We start from the raw sequence: 17,304 nt of genomic DNA on the forward strand, positions 1-17,304 counted from the left end.
ACGGCCGCGGCTATTCCCGGGGCACGCGGATCCGCGCGAGGCTGGGGCGGGAAACCGCAGGGGCGCGCCACGAGGACGTACCGGCGCGTCAGCCCTCGAGCACGCGTGCGCCGGGCACCGGCCCCGTGACGGTGAGCGCCTGCACGCCCCCGCGGGTCAGTGCGCTACGCAGTTCGGCGGCCGACTGGGCGCTGTCGACCAGGAAGGCGACCGTGGGACCGGATCCCGAGACGATGCCCGCGAGCGCGCCGCGCGACTCGCCCAGTTCGAGCAGGTCGGTGAGCTCGGGGGCGAGCTTGAGCGCCGCCACCTGCAGATCGTTGTGCATGGACTCCGCCAGCGAGTCTGCGTCGCCCACGCGCACGGCCTGCAGCACCGCCGTGTCGACCTTGACCTGATCGGGCTGACGACCGAGGTCGACCAGGTGCTCGTCGCGATGCCGGTCGAGCGCGCGGTAGACGACCGGGGTGTTGAGTCCCGTCTCCGAGAGCGCCAGCACCCAGTGGAAGGCGCCCTTGGCGAGGGCCGGGCTCAGCTCGTCGCCGCGGCCCGTGCCGACGGCCGTGCCGCCCTCGAGCGCGAAGGGCACATCGGCGCCGAGTTCGGCCGCGAGCGGCAGCAGCCCGGAGCGTCCGAGGCCGGTGCCCCAGAGCTCGTCGCAGGCGACGAGCGTGGCCGCGGCGTCGGCGGATCCCCCGCCCATGCCGCCCGCGATCGGCACCCGCTTGAAGACCGTCAGCGCGGCGCCGCCCGCGTAGCCGGTGCGCTCGGCCAGCAGCCGCGCAGCCGCGACCGCGAGGTTGCTGTCGTCGAGGGGCAGCCCGCTCGCGTCGATCGGTCCGATGAAGCGCACCGAGAAGCCATCCGCCTCGGTCGCGGTCACCTCCTCGAACAGCGACACCGCCTGGTACAGCGACGCGACGTCGTGGTACCCGTCGTCCTGGATCGCGCCGACGCGGAAGAACACATTGACCTTGCCCGGTGCACGCACCGTGATCGATCGCAGCCCCCTCGTGCTCATACCCTCCACGCTAGCGCACCGGCGGGTTCGCACGTTGCACGGATCTCAGACGCCTCGCGCACGACTGCGCGCGATCGCCAGGTAGTCCTCGATGCCGAGCTGCTCGGCACGGGCCGTCGGATCGAGGCCGGCGCCCTCGATCACCGCCACCGCGCGGTCGAGCGGTCCCAGCACGGGCTGCAGCGCCTGGCGCAGCATCTTGCGGCGCTGCGCGAATGCCGCATTGACCAGTTCGAAGGCGAGCCGTCGCTCCGCCTCGTCGCCGCGCGGCTCGTCCCGTCGCTCGTAGCCGACCAGCACCGAGTCGACGCCGGGCACGGGCCAGAAGATGCGCCGGCTCACGTTACCGGCGATCCACCACTCCCCGTACCAGGCGGCCTTCGCGCTCGGGGCGCCGTACTCCTTCGAACCGGGCGACGCCGCGATGCGGTACCCGACCTCGGACTGCACCATGACGAGGCCGCGGCGCAGGCTCGGGAGCATCTCGAGGAAGTGCATGAGGATCGGCACCGACACGTTGTAGGGCAGGTTGGCCACCAGCACCTCGGGGAGCGCGGGGAGCGCGTCGAGATCGCTCGCGGTCACCTCGAGGGCGTCGCTCCGGATCACGCGCAGCCGCGGCCGTTCGGCGTCGGCGAAGATCTCGGGCTGCATCGTGCGCGCGGTGCTCAGCAGTTCGGCGGCGAGGCGGTGGTCGATCTCGACGGCCGTGACGTCGGCGCCGGCCTCGGTGATGCCGAGTGTGAGCGATCCGAGTCCCGGGCCGACCTCGATGACGAGGTCCCCCGCCTCGACTCCGGCGAGCCGTACGATCTTGCGCACCGTGTTGGGATCGATGACGAAGTTCTGGCCGAGCTTCTTGGTCGGCGAGACCCCGAGGCGCTCCGCGAGCTCCCGCACCTCGGCCGGGCCCAGCAGTCCTCGGCTGTCGCTCACGCCGAGTCCCCGACGGCGGCGGGTTCGGGATCCCGCGCGCCGGCGCCGCTCTCCGGCTCCCACGAGCCGTAGACCCGCTCGGTGTTGGCGGCGATCCGCGCGCAGACCTCCTCGAGCGGCTGCTCGAGCGCCTCGGCCATGCGACGCACCGTGTGCGGCAGCAGGTAGGGCGCGTTGGGACGCCCTCGGAACGGCTCGGGGGTGAGGAACGGCGAGTCGGTCTCGGCGAGCACCAGCTCGGGGCGCGCCACCGTCAGCGCCTCGCGCAGCGCCGGCGCGTTCCTGAAGGTGGTCGTGCCCGCGAACGACATGTACCAGCCGTGCTCGTTGCAGACCCGGGCGAGTCTCGCATCGCCCGAGAAGCAGTGGAACACCGTGCGCTCGGGAGCGCCGACGCGGAGCAGCGTCGCCACCACCTCGTCGTGAGCGTCACGATCGTGGATCTGCAGCGCGATGCCGTTGGCCTTCGCGATCTCGATGTGCGTCTCGAACGACTCGATCTGCGCGTCGCGCCCGTCCTCCCCCGTGCGGAAGAAATCGAGGCCGGTCTCCCCGACCGCGCGCACGCGGGGCTGGGCGGCGAGGCGCGAGATCTCGGAGAGGTGGGCGCTGAGGCAGCCCTGGGCGAAGAGCTTCGGAGCCTCGTTCGGGTGCAGCGCGACCGCGGCGAGCACGCGCGGATCGCTCTCGGCGAGCTGCGCGCTCCAGCGGCTCGTCTCGAGGTCGGTGCCCACCTGCACGACGCCCCGCACCCCCACCGACTCCGCACGGGCCAGCGAGTCGAGCGGATCGAGCTGGTCGATGCCGTCCTCGAACTCGAGGTGGGCGTGGTTGTCGTAGAGCGGGATCGGCAGGGGCTCGGGACTCGGGGGGCGGGTCAGATCCCGTCCCTCCGTCTTCGCCCGCTTGCGCAGTCCCCCCTCGGGCGCGCTCATCGGGAGTCGACCTCAGCCGCCGCTTCCGCCTCGTTCGCATCCGCGATGCGCGGGAAGAGCACCGCGAGCGACTGCTGCTCGGTGCCCGCCGGAAGGCGGCCCCAGTCGCCCGCCTCGCGGATCGGCTGCGCCGCGAGGGCGCCGAGCGCGGCCTCGGCGCCGAGCGCGGTCCACAGCTTCGCCGTGGCCAGCGGGATCACGGGCGCCAGCAGTACCGCGAGCACGCGCAGCCCTTCGGTCACGGTGTACAGCACGGTCGCGAGCCGCTCCCGCTGCTCGGGATCCTTGGCCAGCGCCCAAGGCTCCTGCTCCGTGATGTAGCCGTTGAGGGCGTCGACCAGCTCCCACACCGAGGCGATCGCCTCGTGGATCGCGAAGGCCTCGATGCGCTCGTCGGCGCGGGCCGCGACCGTGGCCGCGAGATCCCGGATCTGCGCCTCCGACTCGGTGTCGGCGATCGCCGACGGCTCGGGCACGCGGCCGTCGAAGTACTTCTGGTTCATGGCGAGCACCCGGCTGGCGAGGTTGCCGAAGCCGTTGGCGAGCTCCGCCTGGTAGCGGGCCGCCAGATCCTCCCAGCTGAAGGAGCCGTCGTGGCCGAACGAGATCGCCCGCATGAAGTAGTAGCGGAACGCGTCGCTGCCGAAGGTATCGGTGATCTCGTTGGGCGCGATGCCCGTGAGCTTCGACTTCGACATCTTCTCGCCGCCCACCAGCAGCCAGCCGTGCGCGAAGACGTGATTCGGCACCTCGAGGCCGGCGGCCATGAGCATGGCCGGCCAGATCACCGCGTGGAAGCGCAGGATGTCCTTGCCCACGAGGTGCGTCGCGGGCCAGCGGCGCTCGAACTGCTCCGGATCAGCCCCGTAGCCGATCGCGGTGACGTAGTTGAGCAGCGCGTCGAACCACACGTAGGTGACGTGGCTCGAGTCCCAGGGGATCGGGATGCCCCAGTCGAAGGAGGTGCGGGAGATCGACAGATCCTCGAGCCCCTGCTGCACGAACGCGATCACCTCGTTGCGCGCGCTGGCCGGCTGCACGAAGTCGGGACGCTCCTCGTAGAGCGCCAGCAGCCGGTCCTGGAACGCGCTCATCTTGAAGAAGTAGTTCTTCTCCTGCAGCAGCTCGAGCGGCTTCGAGTGGATCGCGCAGACCTTCTCGCCCTCGAAGGCGCCCGTGCCGTCGACGATCTCGCTCTTCGGCTTGAACTCCTCGCAGCCCACGCAGTAGAGCGCCTCGAATTCGCCCGCGTACACGTGCCCGTCGTCGTAGAGCTTCTGCAGGAACTTCGCGACGCCGGTCTCGTGACGCACGTCGGTGGTGCGGATGAAGTCGTCGTTGGAGATGTCGATCGTGTCGAGCAGCGGCTTCCACGCCGACTCGACCAGCCGATCGGCCCACTCCTTCGGCGCCACCCCGTTCGCGGTGGCGGTGCGCAGGATCTTCTGGCCGTGCTCATCGGTGCCGGTGAGGAACCAGGTGTCGTCGCCCGCCTGACGATGCCAGCGCGCGAGCACATCGGCCGCCACCTCCGTGTACGCGTGCCCGATGTGGGGCGCGTCGTTGACGTAGAAGATGGGCGTGGTGAGGAAGAACGAGGAGGGCTGCGCCTGCGAGCGCTGTGCCTGGGGGTCCGGTGCCATGGGTTCCATTGTATTGGGAACCGGTGACACCCTCGTCCGGTGTTACGCGGCCGCCGCGACCACGATCTCCGGCTCGTGCTTCACGGGGAAGTTCACCGAGTTCGCGATGAAGCAGACCTCGCGCGCCTCGGCGTGGGCCGCGCGGGCCGCCTCCACCATCGACGCCTCGGCGACGGTCACCCGCGGCCGCAGCACGACCTCGGTGAAGGCTCCGCCCATCCCCTCCTGGCGCATGGTGCCCGTCGCCCCGTCCGTGTAGGCGGTCACCACCACCCCCGCGCGCACCGCCATGTGCAGGTAGGACAGCATGTGGCACTGCGCGAGGGCCGTCACGAGCAGCTCCTCGGGGTTCCAGCGATCGGCGTCGCCGTGGAAGGTGCGGTCGGCCGAGCCCTCCAGCTCGGCCTTGCCCTCCGCGCGGATCAGCAGCTGACGGCCGTACTCCCGGTACCCGCTCGTACCCGATCCCCGGTTGCCCGTCCACTCGATCTCGATGCGGTACTCGTGCAGATCCTTCATGAGCCCACCCTACCGCCGGGGCCGGAGCCGACCCCACGCCCCTCCTCCGAGAAGCGGGAGGCTCCCGCAGACGGGCTCGGGGAGGATGAGCGACCGGCCCCCGGAACGGGAACGGCGGAGACCGGGGACCGAACCCGGGAAGAGGCCCCAGGGAGCCGAGAGTAAGATCGAGCGTATGAGCGAAGCGACCCTCACCGAAACCAGCATTCCCCAGCAGCGTCTCGTGGCCACCGAGATCCCCGGTCCCCGCTCACGAGAGATCCACGAGCGCCGTCGGGCGGTGGTGCCCCCCGGCGTGCACAGCGTGCTGCCCGTCTACATCGAGCGCTCGCACGACTCGATCGTCGTCGACGTCGACGGCAACCACCTCATCGATGTCTGCGGCGGCATCGGCGTGACCACCATCGGCCACACGGACGACGCCGTGGTCGCGGCCGCCACCGCGCAGCTGAACAAGGTCACCCACACCCTCTTCACGATGACGCCGTACGAGCCCTACGTGCACGTCGCCGAGTACCTCGCGCAGCACGTGCCGGGATCGACCCCCGAGCGCCCCTACAAGACCCTGCTCATGAACTCCGGCGCCGAGGCCGTCGAGAACGGCGTCAAGATCGCCCGCAAGCACACCGGCCGCCCCGGCGTCGCCGTGCTCGAGCACGCCTACCACGGCCGCACCATGCTGACCAGCAGCATGAACCACAAGGCGGTCCCCTACGCCTACGGCTACGGCCCGCGCGCCGGCGACATCTACAAGGCCCCCAACTCCTACCCGCTGCACGACGGCCTGACCGGCCCCGAGGCCGCGGCCCGCACCATCGCGCACCTGGAGAAGATCGCGGGGGCCGAGGATCTCGCCTGCCTGGTGGTCGAGCCGATCCAGGGCGAGGGCGGGTTCATCGTCCCCGCCGACGGCTACCTGCCGGCGCTCGCCGACTGGTGCCGGGAGAACGGCATCGTCTTCATCGCCGACGAGGTGCAGGCCGGCATGGCCCGCACCGGCACCGTCTTCTCGATCGAGCAGTTCGGCGTCGAGCCCGACATCGTGCTCTCCGCGAAGGGCATCGCCGGGGGGCTCCCGCTCGCCGGCATCACCGGCCGCGCCGAGATCATGGACAAGTCGCAGCCGGGCGGCCTGGGCGGCACATTCGGGGGCAACCCCGTGTCGTGCGCCGCGGCCGTCGCGGTCTTCGAGCAGATCGAGCGCGAGCACCTGCTCGCCGAGGCGAAGCGCATCGAGGCGAGCTTCACCGCCGGCCTGAACGGCCTCCAGGAGAAGCACCCCGCCATCGCCGAGGTGCGCGGCCGGGGCGCGATGCTCGCCATCGAGCTCGTGAAGCCCGGCACGCTCGAGCCCGACGCCGATCTCGTCGCGAAGGTCATCGACTTCGCGGCGAAGCAGGGCGTCATCCTGCTGAGCAGCGGCATCTACAACCAGGCCATCCGCTTCCTGCCGTCGCTCAAGATGACCGACGAGCTCATCGCCGATGTCATCTCGGTGCTCGACGAGGCGTTCACCGCGGCCTGAGGCGGCCTCCGCCCCGCCGGCCCCCTGCATCGCCGCCAACTGCCGAGACGGGTTTGCCCGGTGGTCGCAAGGAGCGGAGTCCAGCAGGTGCCCTCCGCCGGTTGAGCGACGAGTTCGCGAGGAGCCGAACGAACTCGGAGACGGACCGTGCGCCGCTCGATCGGCGGAACGGATCACATCGTGATCTCCTCCGTGCGGTCCTCACCCACCGCGTGCACGTCGATCACGATCACGGTGACGTTGTCGCGACCCGCGTTCTCGAGCGCCTGCTGCACGAGCGTGCGCGCGGCCTCCTCGGCGGTGGGCTGGGTCGCCAGGAAGTGCTGGATCCCGATGTCGGTCAGCTCCTTCGTCAGACCGTCGGAGCAGATGAGCAGGCGCTGTCCCGGGATCAGGGCGAGCGCGGTGTAGTCCGGGATCGGCGCCTCGTTGAATCCGACCGCCCGGGTGATCACGTTGGCGTGCGGATGGACCTCCGCCTCCTCCTCGGTGATCGCACCGGTGTCGATGAGGTGCTGCACGACCGAGTGATCGACGGTGATCTGGCTCAGCGCGCCCTTGAAGTACTGGTAGACCCGGGAGTCCCCGATGTTGAAGACCTTCCAGGTCGGCTCGTCGTCGGAGCTGACGCAGACCCCGGTGACGGTGGTGCCGGCCCCGAGCTCGGTCTCCCCCGCGTCGAGCTCGATGTCGTCGACGGCGTCGCTGAGCATCTCGTCGATGTCCGATTCGCCGATGCTCGTGTTGCCGCCGAGCTCGGCGAGCCGGCGCACGACCGCGGCCGAGGCGATCTCGCCCGCCGAGTGCCCGCCCATGCCGTCGGCCACCGCGAAGATGGGCGGCAGCGCGACGTAGCTGTCCTGGTTGGTCTCGCGGCGGCGACCGACGTCGGTCATCGCGAACCAGGAGAGCTCGATCTCGACATCGCGGTCTTTGCGGTAGCGCAGACGCCGGTGAGACGCGTTCTCACCTCGGGTCGTCACTGCTTCCGCTCCATAGACATCTCGAACATCCTATCGCGCCTGCGCCCGGCGCGAAGACGCGGGAGCGGGCGCCCCGAGCTCGGTGACGAGGGTGACCGTGCGATCGTCCTCGGATGCCGTCATCTCGAGGCCCTCCGAGGCCGCCCAGTCGAGCAGTTCCCCGACGCTGTCGATGCCGGTCGCACCGGTCGAGGCGCCGGATCGGGCGAGCCGCCGCACGAGATCGCCCTTGGCCGCCTTGTTGAAGTGGTTCAGCGCCCGCACCTCGCCGTTCGCGCCGCGCTGCACCACGTTGAGGAAGTATCCCCGCGGCAGGGGCGCGAGCGCGCCGTAGTCCTTCGAGCGCAGGTCGAGCAGCAGGGTGTCATCGGCCCAGCGGACATCAGCGTGGGCCTCGCCCCACACGCGTGTGAGCGGAGCCCCGAGTTCCGGCAGGCGCGATCCGGCCGAGAGCCGGTAGGCGGGAATCGGATCCCCCGCGCTCAGCAGGCCGAACAGCGCCGACTGCACCAGTACGTGCTCATCGAGCCAGGAGCGCGCCTGAGCGTCGAGCGAGGCGACGTCGAGCGCGTCGTAGAGCACGCCCGTGTACCGCTCGATCGCGGGCATCACCCCGCTCGACTCGAGCCGCAGGTTGTGCTCGAGCTCCCCGCGGTTCTTCACGCCGAGCTTCAGGCTCTTCGCGGCGGCCTCCTCGTCGCGGCTCAGCTCGACGAGCGCGGCGCGCACCTGCTCCCGCGCGGTGCCCAGCGCCTCCGGAGCGTGCAGCGCGCCGGGATCCAGCGCGCCCGCTCCCCCGACGCGTTTCGTCTCCGACGGCGGCAGCAGCACGAGCATAGGGGGCTCCTCTCGGGATGCGGGTGGACGGGTGGGCTTCGATCTCGACAGGCTCGATCGGCTGGCTGCAGGCTCGATCGGCGGGACACGAGCCCGATCGGCGGCCCGCGGAGACGACGAGAGGCCGGAGCCGCTCCCGAGGGAGTGGCGTCCGGCCTCGGCGTCGGAAGGGAGGAACTGCTTACGGAACGAGAGCAGCCCTGCCGGCGACGATGGTCACGGTGTCGTGGTCGACCGAGAGGAAGCCCCCCTCGGCGTCGACCTTGACCTTCTCACCGTCGGCGGTGGTCACGCGCACCTCGCCATGCGCGAGCTTGGCGAGCAGCGGCTCATGGCCACCGAGGATGCCGATCTCGCCCTCGACCGTCTTCGCGACGACCTGGGCGGCGGTGCCGGTCCAGACCTCGCGATCGGCGGAGACGACGCTGACGTTGAGCGCCATGCTCAGGCCAGATCCTTCTGCATCTTGGCCCAGTTCTCCTCGACGTCCGAGATGCCGCCGACGTTGAAGAACGCCTGCTCGGCGACGTGGTCGAACTCGCCCTTGGCGATCGCGTCGAACGACTCGATGGTCTCCTTGAGCGGAACCGTCGAGCCCTCGACACCGGTGAACTTCTTCGCCATGTAGGTGTTCTGCGAGAGGAACTGCTGGATGCGGCGCGCGCGGGCCACGGTGATCTTGTCCTCTTCGGAGAGCTCGTCGACGCCGAGGATCGCGATGATCTCCTGCAGCTCCTTGTTCTTCTGCAGGATCTGCTTGACCGTGGTGGCCACGCGGTAGTGATCCTCGCCCAAGTAGCGGGGGTCCATGATGCGGCTGGTCGAGGTCAGCGGGTCGATCGCCGGGTACAGGCCCTTCGAGGCGATCTCGCGCGAGAGTTCGGTGGTCGCGTCGAGGTGGGCGAAGGTGGTCGCCGGGGCCGGGTCGGTGTAGTCGTCGGCGGGCACGTAGATCGCCTGCAGCGAGGTGATCGAGTGGCCGCGGGTCGAGGTGATGCGCTCCTGGAGGATGCCCATCTCGTCGGCGAGGTTCGGCTGGTAGCCCACGGCGGAGGGCATGCGGCCGAGCAGCGTCGAGACCTCGGAACCGGCCTGCGTGAAGCGGAAGATGTTGTCGATGAAGAGCAGCACGTCCTGCTTCTGCACATCGCGGAAGTACTCCGCCATGGTCAGAGCCGACAGTGCGACGCGGAGACGGGTCCCCGGCGGCTCGTCCATCTGGCCGAACACGAGGGCGGTCTTGTCGAAGACGCCGGCCTCGTCCATCTCGTGGATGAGGTCGTTGCCCTCACGCGTGCGCTCGCCCACGCCGGCGAACACCGAGACGCCGCCGTGATCCTGCGCCACGCGCTGGATCATCTCCTGGATCAGAACCGTCTTGCCGACGCCCGCGCCGCCGAAGAGGCCGATCTTGCCACCCTGCACGTAGGGGGTGAGCAGGTCGATCGACTTGATGCCGGTCTCGAAGAGCTGCGTCTTCGACTCGAGCTGGTCGAAGGCCGGGGGCGTGCGGTGGATGCTCCAGCGCTCGCTGACCTCGATGGTCTCGCCCTCGGGGAGGTTGAGCACGTCGCCGGTCACGTTGAAGACCTTGCCCTTGGTGATGTCGCCGACGGGCACGGTGATCGAGTCGCCGGTGTCGACGACCTCCTGGCCGCGCACGAGGCCGTCGGTGGGCTTCAGGGCGATGGCGCGCACGAGGTTGTCGCCGAGGTGCTGGGCGACCTCGAGCACGAGCTTGAAGGACTCGGAGCCCTCACCGAAGTCGATGGTGGTCTCGAGAGCGTTGTAGACGGCGGGGATCGCGTCGTGCGGGAACTCGATGTCGACGACGGGGCCGGTCACTCGAGCGATCCGCCCGACGACCTTCGTTGCGGCCTCAGTCGCCACTGCGGCGGTTTCGGTCATGTTTCTCTCTCTTCGTGCTTCTCTAGCTCGACAGCGCGTCGGCGCCGCCTACGATCTCGGAAATCTGCTGGGTAATCTCGGCCTGGCGAGCGTTGTTCGCGAGGCGCGTGTAGTCGCGGATCAGCGTGTCGGCGTTGTCGCTCGCCGACTTCATCGCCTTCTGCGTCGCGGCGTGCTTGGCGGCCGCCGACTCGAGCATCGCGTTGAAGATGCGCGACTCGATGTAGGCCGGCAGCAGCTGGTCCAGCACCGTGTCGGCGTCGGGCTCGAACTCGTACAGCGACTCGGGGCCCTCGGTGGCCTCGGCGACGCCCTCGACCACCTGCAGCGGGAGCAGGCGGTGCACCTCGGGGACCTGGCTCACCATGCTGATGAGGCGGTTGTAGACGAGGTGGATCTCCTGGGCCCCGCCCTCTTCGGCCGCACGGCCGAAGATCTCGAGCAGGGACTCGGCGACCTCCTTGGCCGTCTCGAAGCTCGGGTTCTCGGTGTCGCCGGTCCACACGCGCTCCGAGGGACGGCGGCGGAAGGAGAAGTACCCCTGGGCCTTGCGGCCGATCAGGTAGTACACGACTTCCTTGCCCTCCTCGTGGAGGAGCTCGGTGAGCTCTTCCGCCTCCCGCAGCACCTGCGAGTTGAAGGCGCCGGCGAGACCGCGGTCGGAGGTGAAGATCACCACTGCCGCCCGCTCGACCGTCTCGGCCTCGGTGAGCAGCGGATGGTCGGTGTTCGAGTGCGTGGCCACGGCCGAGACCGCACGCGTGATCGCGGTGGCGTAGGGCGTCGACGCTTCGACGCGGGCCTTCGCCTTCTGAATGCGAGAGGCTGCGATCAGCTCCATCGCACGGGTGATCTTCTTGGTCGTCTGGGCAGAACGGATCTTCTGCCGGTAGACCCGAAGTTGCGCTCCCATGTCTCTCCTGTACTGGTCGGGGCTGGCTGGTCAGGCGGCTCGGGATCGGTGGGGGCTCGCGCCCCCACCGGGTCCGTCGCTACTTCTTGACGACCAGCTGCTCCTGCTTGATCTCTGCCTCGTCGAGCGCCTCGAACTGCTCGTTCAGGGCCTTGCCCGACGACGTGCGGAACTCGCTCTTGAACTTCTCGATCTGCGCGGTGATCTCGGCGACGGTGTCGTCGTCGAGCACGTTGGTCGAGCGGAGCGTGTTCAGCGCCTCCGAGTTGCGGCCCAGGTAGTCGAGGAACTCGCGCTCGAAGCGCAGGATGTCCTCGACCGGCACCTCGTCGAGGTAGCCGTTGGTACCGGCCCAGATCGAGACCGTCTGCTCCTCGACCGGGTACGGCGTGTACTGGGGCTGCTTGAGCAGCTCGGTGAGGCGTGCACCGCGCTCGAGCTGCTTGCGGCTCGCCGCGTCGAGGTCGGACGCGAACATCGCGAACGCCTCGAGGGCGCGGTACTGGGCGAGCTCGAGCTTGAGGGTACCGGAGACCTTCTTGATCGACTTCACCTGCGCGTCGCCGCCGACTCGCGACACCGAGATGCCCACGTCGACCGCCGGACGCTGGTTGGCGTTGAAGAGGTCGGACTGCAGGAAGATCTGGCCGTCGGTGATCGAGATCACGTTGGTCGGGATGTAGGCCGACACGTCGTTGGCCTTCGTCTCGATGATCGGGAGGCCGGTCATCGAGCCGGCGCCCAGCTCGTCCGAGAGCTTCGCGCAGCGCTCGAGCAGGCGAGAGTGCAGGTAGAACACGTCGCCCGGGTAGGCCTCGCGCCCCGGCGGGCGGCGCAGCAGCAGCGACACGGCGCGGTAGGCCTCGGCCTGCTTCGACAGGTCGTCGAAGATGATGAGCACGTGCTTGCCGTCGTACATCCAGTGCTGGCCGATGGCCGAGCCGGTGTACGGTGCCAGGTACTTGAAGCCCGCGGGATCGGAGGCCGGCGAGGCGACGATGGTGGTGTACTCCATCGCGCCCGCGTCCTCGAGCGCGCCCTTCACCGAGGCGATGGTCGAGCCCTTCTGGCCGATCGCGACGTAGATGCAGCGCACCTGCTTCGTCTTGTCGCCCGACTCCCAGTTGGCCTTCTGGTTGATGATCGTGTCGATCGCGATCGCGGTCTTGCCGGTCTGGCGGTCGCCGATGATGAGCTGGCGCTGGCCGCGGCCGACGGGGATCATCGCGTCGATCGCCTTGATGCCGGTCTGCAGGGGCTCGTGCACCGACTTGCGCTGCATGACGCCGGGGGCCTGCAGCTCGAGGGCGCGGCGGCCCTCGATGCCGGCGATCTCGCCGAGGCCGTCGATCGGGTTGCCGAGCGGGTCGACCACGCGGCCGAGGTAGCCCTCGCCCACGGGGACCGAGAGCACCTCGCCGGTGCGGGTGACCGGCTGGCCCTCGGCGATGTCGGTGAACTCGCCGAGCACGACGACGCCGATCTCGTCTTCCTCGAGGTTCTGGGCGAGGCCGAGCGTGCCGTCCTCGAAGCGGACGAGCTCATTGGCCATCACGCCGGGGAGGCCCGCCACGTGGGCGATGCCGTCAGCGGCGTCGACCACGGAGCCGACCTCGGTCTTCTCCGCCTGGGTCGGCTCGTACGACGCTGCGAAGTCTTTCAGCGCGTCGCGGATCTCGTCCGGGCTGATTGAGAGTTCTGCCATTTCGTTTCCTCTGTCTGGTCCGGAAGCGCCGCCCCCGGTGGTGAAAAGTTGTGCCTTAAGCGGCGAGCTGCTGCCGGAGATCTTCCAGCCGGGCGCGGATGCTGCCGTCGATCACGTCATCGGCGAGCTGGATGCGCACGCCGCCGATCAGGTCGGGGTCGATGACGGTCGTGATCTTGACCGGGCGCCCGGCCGACTGCTCGAGCGCGCGGGCCAGACGATCCTGCTGTGCTGCGGAGAGCGGCGCCGCGACGGTGACGGTCGCGAGCTCGCTGCCGACCTGATCCGCCGCCGTGCGGGCCGCTTGACGCAGCGTGGCGTCGAGACGACGGCCGCGCGGGTTCGCCACGAGGTGGCTCACGACCGCGACGGTCGACGCGGAGGTCTTTCCCGACAGGAGGCGCTGCACCAGCGCCACCTTGCCCGCGGGCTCGGCGAGCTTGCTGCCCAGGTTGAGCTGCAGCTCGTGGCTGCGGTCCACCAGATCGGCGACCGCGAGCAACTCGTCCGAGAGCGCCGGGTTGGCGATGCCCTCGGCGCGCAGGCCGAGCTCCTCGACACCCGCGACGAACTCGTCGACGTTCGACCACCGCGCCTGCACGGCGGCGACGAGCACGGAGCGCGCGTCAGCGGAGATCCCGCCGAACAGTCGCTCGACCACCTGGGTCTTCGCCTCGGCGCTCGCGGAGGCGTCGCCGAGGGCGGCAGCGAGCGCGGGGCTCTCTGCGATACGGCCCGCCGCCCGCAGCAGTTCGCCGCCGGCAGCCTGATCGAGCCCCGCCCGCAGCGCGGTGCGCGCCTGGGCCAGTGCTTCGCGTGACGCGCTTCCCATTACTTCGCCGCCTTCTCGGATGCCTCGAGGTCGGCGAGGAATCGATCGACCAGGGCCGAGGCCTTCTGGTCGTCGGTCAGGCTCTCGCCCACGACGCTCGAGGCGAGGTCGATGGCGAGCGAGCCGACGTCCTTGCGCAGCGAGACCACGGCGCTCTGGCGCTCGGCCTCGATCTGGCTCTGCGCGGCCTGGGCGACGCGGTTGGCCTCGACCACCGCATCCTCCTTGGCCTTCGCGACGATCTTCGCGCCGTCGGCACGGGCGGCGTCGCGGATCTCGCCGGCCTCCTGGCGGGCGCTGGCGAGCTGCGCGGTGTACTCCTGCAGCGCGGCCTCGGCCTTCGCCTGGGCCTCGTCGGCCTTGGCAATGTTGCCCTCGATCGCCTCTGCACGCGCGTCGAGCATCGCCTGCATCTTGGGAAGGAAGACCTTCCAGAAGGCAATCAGAAGGATGACGAATACAACCGCTGACCAGACAATGTCATAGGTCGCCGGGAGCAACGGGTTGGGCGCCGCATCCTCAGCAGCAACAACGATTGTGTTGATCATCGTTGCCTCCTCTCAAGGTTGTTGCAGATGCGGGTTTAGTAGCCGAACATGAAGGCGGTGCCGATGCCGACGAACGCCAGCGCCTCGGTGAACGCGATGCCGATCCACATCAGGACCTGGAGACGGCCGGCCAGCTCGGGCTGGCGGGCGACGCCCTCGATGGTCTTGCCCACGACGATGCCCACGCCGATGGCGGGGCCGATGGCGGCGAGGCCGTAACCGACGGTCGCGATGCTGCCGGAGATTTCTGCGAGAACAGACACGTTATGTGTTTCCTTCCGTAGGTGAGGAACGGCGGTTGCCGAACTCGGTTGGTATTAGTGGTCTTCGGCCAGCGCGAGCTGGATGTAGACCGCGGTGAGCAGGGTGAACACGTAGGCCTGCAGCACTGCGACGAGGATCTCGAAGAGCGTGAACGCGAAGCCGAACGCGAAGGTGAAGACGCCGAGCGCGGGGAAGAAGCCCCCGGCGTACAGGATGAAGAAGTTGGTGGCCGCGAAGAACAGCACGAGCAGCAGGTGCCCGACCATCATGTTCATGAGCAGACGGAGGGTGAGCGTCACCGGGCGGATGACGAAGGTCGAGATGAGCTCGATCGGCGTCACGATGATGTACACCGGCCACGGCACGCCCGAGGGGAAGAGCGAGTTCTTGAAGAAGTTCTTCGGGCTCTTCTTGATGCCGGCGTAGATGAAGGTCACGTACGACACGACCGCGAGCACGAGCGGCGTCCCGATGACCGAGGAGGCCGCGATGTTGAGACCCGGGATGATGCCAGTGATGTTGAAGGCGAGGATCATGAAGAACATGGCGGTCAGGATGGGCAGGAAGCGCCGCCCGTCGACCTTGCCGAGCAGGTCGTCCGCGATGTTGATGCGCACGAAGTCGAGCGCCATCTCCGTCAGCGACTGGCCCCGGGTCGGGATCACGCGCATCCTGCGGGTGCCGAGCCAGAACAGCACGAGCAGGAGCACGGCCATGACGATGCGGATGAGCATGATCCGGTTGATCTCGAAGGGCGTGCCTTCGAACCACAGCGCCGGAGGGAAGAACTCATTGATCGACGGCGGATGGAACTCCCCATCGGCGGCGAAGATACTTGGGGTCACGAGGTGCATAGCGTTTGCGAACAGCGCCATTCTCCTGATTCGGGGTACAGACATGGCTGTACAGCGTCGAACGATGGTCGTGCCCCCGGCCTGACAGGCATGACTCAAGCACGACCCGGCAGGGAACTCCTCAATCCTAACAAGGATTCAGCCCGAGGCGAAACTCGCCTCCGGTTTCAGGGGCGGGATATCCGCTCAGCGCGGGTCGGAGACGTACGGGAGCCTCGACTTGGTCACCACGAGCACGTCGAGCACCAGGGAGACGATCACACCGGCGAGCAGGCCGAAGAAGAACATGCGGGGATCCAGCCAGGGCTGCCCGCGCAGGATCAGCAGGGCGACGATGAAGCCGATGAACTTCACGAGCCAGGCGCCCATCACGATCCCGAAGAAGATCGGCACGTAGATCGGGCTCTCCACGAAGCGGTTCGCGAAGGCGATGCTGCCCACGGTGAGGAGCAGGAAGACGCCCGCGAAGGCCGCGCCCATCGCACCGCCGGTCAGGCCCCGCTGCTCGGAGACGAGCCACCCGATGCCGCCGAAGAGGACGACCAGCGCGATCGTCGCCAGGATGCCCCACCGCAGCGCCTTCAGCAGGATCGGCTGCGAGGTGGGCATGGGGGTGGGCTCCTGCTCGAACGACTCGGGCGTCGCGGGGTTGCTCACTCGGGGATCCTTTCGTCTGCCTCGTCTGTTTCGCCTGCGCGGTCCAAGGCCTTCCGCGAGCTGCTCCGGGCGTCATCGGCGGGGGTTCCCCGCTCCCCCAACCGTACCAAGCGCCGCTGCGCGACGGCTGCGCGCACCCGCGAGATCGGGAAGAACAGCACCAGGCCGCACGCAAGCGCCCCGAGCAGCAGCACGGCCGTCGGCAGCACGAGGTTCTGCAGCGTGAACACCAGCAGCAGGGCCACCGACAGCACGGCGGTCCCGAGATAGAAGATGAGCACCGCCTGCACCGGGGAGTGCCCCATGTCGAGCAGGCGGTGGTGCAGATGCAGCCGGTCGGCTGAGAAGGGGCTCTTGCCGGCCCGCAACCGCCGAAATACTGCGAGGGAGAAGTCGGCGAGCGGCAGCGCCAGCACCGCGACCGGCAGGATGATGGGGATGTACGCGGCGAGCACGAGCTTCTGGTCGAGCGCGGCCGGGTTGAGCTCCCCCGTCACCGAGATCGTCGAGGTCGCCATGAGCAGGCCCACCAGGAGCGCGCCGGTGTCGCCCATGAACATGCGCGCCCGGTGCCAGTTGAAGGGCAGGAAGCCGGCGCAGACCCCCACGACCACGATCGCGAGCAGGCTCGCGAACGCCACGGAGTCGAACTGGCCCATCTGCGCGTGCAGCAGACGCGTGTAGATGAAGAACAGCGAGTTCGCGATGATGGCGACCCCCGCCACCAGGCCGTCCAGGCCGTCGACGAAGTTGACCGCGTTCATCACGAGCGTCATCAGGAACACCGTGATCACGAAGTTCACGATCGGCGATCCCACGATGAGGGTGTCGCCGAGCGGCAGCGACACGATCTGCACGCCGTTCCACGCCAGCAGGCCCGCGGCGGCCAGCTGCGCGGCGAGCTTGATCATCCAGTCGAGATCGAGCAGGTCGTCGAGCACCCCGACCACCGCGATGATGGCGCAGGCGCCGAGCAGCGCCCACATCCTCGAGCCCTGGTCGTAGAGCGACGCGAACTCCTCCTGGGTGCCGGCGATCGCGAACGCCGCGAGGATGCCGGCGAACATCGCCACGCCCCCGAGCCGCGGCGTGGGCGTGCGGTGCACGTCGCGCGCCCGCACCTCGGGCGCCAGGCGGAACCGACGGCTCAACCGCAGCACGGCGTAGGAGGCCGCCGCGGTGACCACGGCCGCGGCCGCCACGACGACCAGATAGGGCAGCATC

General features: G+C 69.1%; 18 protein-coding genes. 1 reads left to right on the forward strand and 17 read right to left on the reverse strand.

Translation table 11 applies throughout. The annotated features are described in order from the left end of the window. Positions 1 to 88 precede the first annotated feature (88 nt). Genes ACWKZU_RS00270 through ACWKZU_RS00290 form a run of 5 tightly spaced genes read right to left on the reverse strand, consistent with a single transcriptional unit; the run spans position 89 to position 5,054 of the window. Complete coding sequence (locus tag ACWKZU_RS00270; protein WP_449280389.1) at positions 89 to 1,021, reverse strand: 4-(cytidine 5'-diphospho)-2-C-methyl-D-erythritol kinase; 933 nt, start codon at positions 1,019 to 1,021, stop codon at positions 89 to 91. Between the two features lie 45 nt (positions 1,022 to 1,066). Next, complete coding sequence (gene rsmA, locus ACWKZU_RS00275; RefSeq protein ID WP_449280390.1) at positions 1,067 to 1,957, reverse strand: 16S rRNA (adenine(1518)-N(6)/adenine(1519)-N(6))-dimethyltransferase RsmA; 891 nt, start codon at positions 1,955 to 1,957, stop codon at positions 1,067 to 1,069. Next, entirely contained in the window at positions 1,954 to 2,892 is a 939-nt protein-coding gene (locus ACWKZU_RS00280; RefSeq protein ID WP_449280391.1) for a TatD family hydrolase, read from the reverse strand. The genes rsmA and ACWKZU_RS00280 overlap by 4 nt, the downstream gene beginning before the upstream one ends. Continuing rightward, the gene (gene metG, locus ACWKZU_RS00285; protein WP_449280392.1) at positions 2,889 to 4,535 is read right to left on the reverse strand and encodes a methionine--tRNA ligase; all 1,647 of its coding nucleotides are present in this window, start codon (positions 4,533 to 4,535) and stop codon (positions 2,889 to 2,891) included. The genes ACWKZU_RS00280 and metG overlap by 4 nt, the downstream gene beginning before the upstream one ends. Before the next feature lie 42 nt (positions 4,536 to 4,577). Then, positions 4,578 to 5,054 carry an OsmC family protein gene (locus ACWKZU_RS00290; protein ID WP_449280393.1) on the reverse strand — a complete coding sequence of 159 codons (477 nt, stop codon included), beginning with the start codon at positions 5,052 to 5,054 and terminating at the stop codon, positions 4,578 to 4,580. A gap of 175 nt (positions 5,055 to 5,229) precedes the next feature. On the opposite strand from ACWKZU_RS00290, the gene ACWKZU_RS00295 reads away from it, so the two are divergent. Further along, positions 5,230 to 6,579 carry an aminotransferase class III-fold pyridoxal phosphate-dependent enzyme gene (locus tag ACWKZU_RS00295; protein ID WP_449280394.1) on the forward strand — a complete coding sequence of 450 codons (1,350 nt, stop codon included), beginning with the start codon at positions 5,230 to 5,232 and terminating at the stop codon, positions 6,577 to 6,579. Between the two features lie 173 nt (positions 6,580 to 6,752). On the opposite strand, the gene ACWKZU_RS00300 is transcribed toward ACWKZU_RS00295, so the two are convergent. The 12 genes from ACWKZU_RS00300 to ACWKZU_RS00355 form a co-directional block, all read right to left on the reverse strand. Further along, positions 6,753 to 7,562: a PP2C family protein-serine/threonine phosphatase gene (locus ACWKZU_RS00300; protein WP_449280395.1), complete on the reverse strand. Its 810-nt coding sequence runs from the start codon at positions 7,560 to 7,562 to the stop codon at positions 6,753 to 6,755. Between the two features lie 30 nt (positions 7,563 to 7,592). Continuing rightward, a complete protein-coding gene (locus ACWKZU_RS00305; protein WP_449280396.1) occupies positions 7,593 to 8,399 on the reverse strand; it encodes a YaaA family protein in 807 nt (268 codons plus the stop codon). A 181-nt stretch (positions 8,400 to 8,580) separates the two neighbouring features. Next, the gene (locus tag ACWKZU_RS00310) at positions 8,581 to 8,841 is read right to left on the reverse strand and encodes a F0F1 ATP synthase subunit epsilon (RefSeq protein WP_449280397.1); all 261 of its coding nucleotides are present in this window, start codon (positions 8,839 to 8,841) and stop codon (positions 8,581 to 8,583) included. 2 nt (positions 8,842 to 8,843) lie between these two features. Beyond that, positions 8,844 to 10,307 (reverse strand): F0F1 ATP synthase subunit beta, encoded by a 1,464-nt coding sequence (atpD, locus tag ACWKZU_RS00315; protein WP_449280398.1) that lies wholly within the window; start codon positions 10,305 to 10,307, stop codon positions 8,844 to 8,846. Positions 10,308 to 10,329: 22 nt separating this feature from the next. Continuing rightward, positions 10,330 to 11,220 carry a F0F1 ATP synthase subunit gamma gene (locus tag ACWKZU_RS00320; protein WP_449280399.1) on the reverse strand — a complete coding sequence of 297 codons (891 nt, stop codon included), beginning with the start codon at positions 11,218 to 11,220 and terminating at the stop codon, positions 10,330 to 10,332. A 79-nt stretch (positions 11,221 to 11,299) separates the two neighbouring features. Continuing rightward, positions 11,300 to 12,925: a F0F1 ATP synthase subunit alpha gene (gene atpA / locus ACWKZU_RS00325; RefSeq protein WP_449280400.1), complete on the reverse strand. Its 1,626-nt coding sequence runs from the start codon at positions 12,923 to 12,925 to the stop codon at positions 11,300 to 11,302. A gap of 55 nt (positions 12,926 to 12,980) precedes the next feature. Then, positions 12,981 to 13,757, reverse strand: a complete 777-nt coding sequence (locus ACWKZU_RS00330) for a F0F1 ATP synthase subunit delta (RefSeq protein ID WP_449280401.1) — start codon at positions 13,755 to 13,757, stop codon at positions 12,981 to 12,983. Then, positions 13,757 to 14,305 (reverse strand): F0F1 ATP synthase subunit B, encoded by a 549-nt coding sequence (locus ACWKZU_RS00335; RefSeq protein WP_449280402.1) that lies wholly within the window; start codon positions 14,303 to 14,305, stop codon positions 13,757 to 13,759. The genes ACWKZU_RS00330 and ACWKZU_RS00335 overlap by 1 nt, the downstream gene beginning before the upstream one ends. 35 nt (positions 14,306 to 14,340) lie before the next feature. Beyond that, a complete protein-coding gene (gene atpE / locus ACWKZU_RS00340) occupies positions 14,341 to 14,568 on the reverse strand; it encodes an ATP synthase F0 subunit C (RefSeq protein ID WP_053384488.1) in 228 nt (75 codons plus the stop codon). Positions 14,569 to 14,622: 54 nt separating this feature from the next. Further along, positions 14,623 to 15,444: a F0F1 ATP synthase subunit A gene (gene atpB, locus ACWKZU_RS00345; protein ID WP_449280403.1), complete on the reverse strand. Its 822-nt coding sequence runs from the start codon at positions 15,442 to 15,444 to the stop codon at positions 14,623 to 14,625. A 165-nt stretch (positions 15,445 to 15,609) separates the two neighbouring features. Next, complete coding sequence (locus ACWKZU_RS00350; RefSeq protein ID WP_449280404.1) at positions 15,610 to 16,080, reverse strand: 3-oxoacyl-ACP reductase; 471 nt, start codon at positions 16,078 to 16,080, stop codon at positions 15,610 to 15,612. Next, positions 16,077 to 17,303: an MraY family glycosyltransferase gene (locus ACWKZU_RS00355; protein WP_449280405.1), complete on the reverse strand. Its 1,227-nt coding sequence runs from the start codon at positions 17,301 to 17,303 to the stop codon at positions 16,077 to 16,079. Before ACWKZU_RS00355 ends, ACWKZU_RS00350 begins: the two co-directional genes overlap by 4 nt. Between the last annotated feature and the right edge of the window lies 1 nt (position 17,304).

Source organism: Leucobacter sp., from assembly GCF_053528595.1.